Source organism: Vibrio halioticoli NBRC 102217, from assembly GCF_000496695.1.
Lineage (GTDB): Bacteria > Pseudomonadota > Gammaproteobacteria > Enterobacterales > Vibrionaceae > Vibrio > Vibrio halioticoli.
Genome location: NZ_BAUJ01000045.1, coordinates 1 through 2,592, shown reverse-complemented (window position 1 = coordinate 2,592; position 2,592 = coordinate 1). Strand labels below are relative to the sequence as shown.

Below are 2,592 nucleotides of genomic sequence, written 5' to 3'. Positions count from 1 at the left end.
CGATTGGTATCAATCACTGGTTACGCGTGCAGATGACCTGTCACCATCAGATAGATTGATACAAGCGCTAACACAATCAAAATACGCTCAATCCACTTATCCATCGCAGAATATACTTTCTCTCCCGCTTTTAGGCGCGCAGCATGGGTATATCTGAAAAATGGAATGCCGATGGTATATAAAATGGTTGCCATTAATTGGTATTCAAGACCTGCAGCGGTAATCAACCATGCGCAAAATAGCGCTGCAACAGCCGCTAATAGAACGTGACCATAGTTGCGTTTTGCAAGGTTAACTTCGTGGTAATTCCAAGACAGTTTTAATAAGTATAAGCAGCTCAGTAGGTAGCAAGGTAATACCATTACCGATGCAATATTGATTGCCGCTAGGTATACATTTTCAAACATCACCACCAATAGCACACACAATTGCATGAAAATCGTGGAGACGCTCAGTGCGTTTTTCGGCGCGTCATTTTTGTTAGTACGACTAAAGAATTTCGGAAACTCACCCGCTTTTCCTGCTTCGTACGGCACTTCGGCAACTAGCATAGTCCACGCAATCAGTGCGCCAAATACCGAAACTAACACACAGATGTTTACTAGGATGCGACCAAATGGGCCAATAGCTACTTCAAGTAGTGAAGCTGTTGAAGGGTTTGGCAGTTGTGCTAGCTCTTGTTGCGGCAATATACCAAACGACAACACGGCAATTAACGTGTACATGCTAATGGCCACTAAAAAGCCAATCAGAGTTGCTTTACCTACGTCTGATTTATTTCTGGCACGACCAGACAGTACCACCGCACCTTCGATACCAACAAAACACCACAGCGTCACCATCATAGTGCTCTGAATTTGTCCCATGACTGAGCCAAGGTGTTGCTGTTGTCCCCATACATCAATAGAGAGTTTTTCGGGTTCAAAGCTGTAAAGAATGATACCAATGATCACCGCTAAACCAATCAGCTTACCTACTGTTGAGATAACGTTGATAAATGAAGAGCTTGCCGCGCCGCGTAGGGCAATGGTATTCATTCCCCACAATAGAGCAGAACAAAGAATAACCGTTTCAATACCGTGTTCTAACAAAACAGGGAAGAACAAACCCAGTGAGTCGTTGATCATGACTGTCAGAGCCACGTTACCCATACAGCTCATCAACCAATAGCCCCACGCCGATTGGAAGCCAATGTATTCGCCAAAGCCTTCACGTGCGTAGGTAAAGATACCTGAGTTTAAGTTCGGTTTATGTTCAGCAAGAATACGAAAGGTTTGCACTAGTAATAGCATGCCAATACCGGTAATCAACCACGCCAGAGATACCGCGCCAATAGAGGCTTGCTCTGCCATATTTTGTGGAATGCTGAATATCCCACTACCAATCATTGAACCAAAAACGATGGCAATTAAGCCAACTAAGCCCACTGAATTTGTTTTATTCATGTTTTATTTAAACCAGTTAATCGACAATGTTATCAATATTGTCAAAATGATTGACCTAAACGTCGTAAAAAAGCAGGTAAAACGCTAATTCGAGTTAAGTCGCTTGAAAGGAGCAGAATTATACTTAAGCTCATATGAATAAGTAGCATAAATTAAGTTTTGTGGTTAAAACTATTATTCCAATGTTGATCGATTAACCTGCTGTGATTTTGTACAACGAAGTTTGCTAAAACGTAAGGCAAATAAAATAGGTATGTTTTTGTGATGAATTGTATTTATTGATTTAATTCAAGTGAGTGGATTGCGTTGTTTTGTTATTATGAAGTTATCGAGAAGCAGTGGTGATCTATGCGGGATACAATAGTAAAAGCTAAACAAAAAACCATAGCGCTAAGAACGAGCAAAACAAGTTTAGTGGTTGTTTTCATTGCAGTATTATTTGGTTGCAGTCGCTCAGAAGTACCGATTAAAGACAGTAACTACGCATTACATCAAAAACAGCAAGTTATCATAGTGCACGGCCTTGCGCGTAGTGCTGCCTCTATGGAAGAAATGTCCGAAAGAGTGGCGCACAGCGGATATCAAGTGTGTGTGGTGGATTACCCAACGTTAGGTCAAGCGATAGATAAAACCTTGCATGAAAGTAGTGCGCAAATAGATCAATGCATTCATAAGTTCAATCGCGAACTCTCACAAGTCGACGGCAGTAAAGTGCACTTTGTCGGCCATTCTCTTGGCGGATTGGTGATACGTCACTATTTGGCGCAGAAAAACAGTATCACCCATTCTCCGCATTTTGGGGAAGTGGTATTTGTCGGCACACCCAATAAAGGCAGTGATGTGGCCGACTTTTTCTCAAGCTTATGGTTATTGCCGTTAGCGGGAGGTACTGCGGCCTCTTTAACTACCCATTCAGAGAGTTTACCCAACTCATTACCCGATCCTAACTACGCCTTTGGCGTGATTGCAGGCACAGACAGTTACCCCATATTGAAGTACATGTTTGATAATTCAAATGATGGTTTAGTGTCGGTAGAGTCAACACAACTGGCAGGGATGCAAGATTTTGTGGCGGTTAATATTACCCATGATAGTTTACGTAGCGATCCACAAGTGACCGACCTCATCGTAAATTATTTAAATCAAA

General features: G+C 42.1%; 2 protein-coding genes. One reads left to right on the top strand and one right to left on the bottom strand.

Annotation, left to right across the window (positions count from 1 at the left end):
• Positions 1-20: 20 nt before the first annotated feature.
• Complete coding sequence (locus tag VHA01S_RS12980) at positions 21-1,445, bottom strand: basic amino acid/polyamine antiporter (RefSeq protein ID WP_023404819.1); 1,425 nt, start codon at positions 1,443-1,445, stop codon at positions 21-23.
• A 348-nt stretch (positions 1,446-1,793) separates the two neighbouring features.
• Between VHA01S_RS12980 and VHA01S_RS12975 the strand changes: the two genes are divergently transcribed.
• A partial coding sequence (locus tag VHA01S_RS12975) for an alpha/beta fold hydrolase (protein ID WP_023404818.1) occupies positions 1,794-2,592 on the top strand: 799 nt, incomplete at its 3' end.

Excerpts from the sequence above, each read along its gene's own strand:
- VHA01S_RS12980 (WP_023404819.1), bottom strand. The coding sequence starts at position 1,445 with ATGAATAAAACAAATTCAGTGGGCTTAGTTGGCTTAATTGCCATCGTT.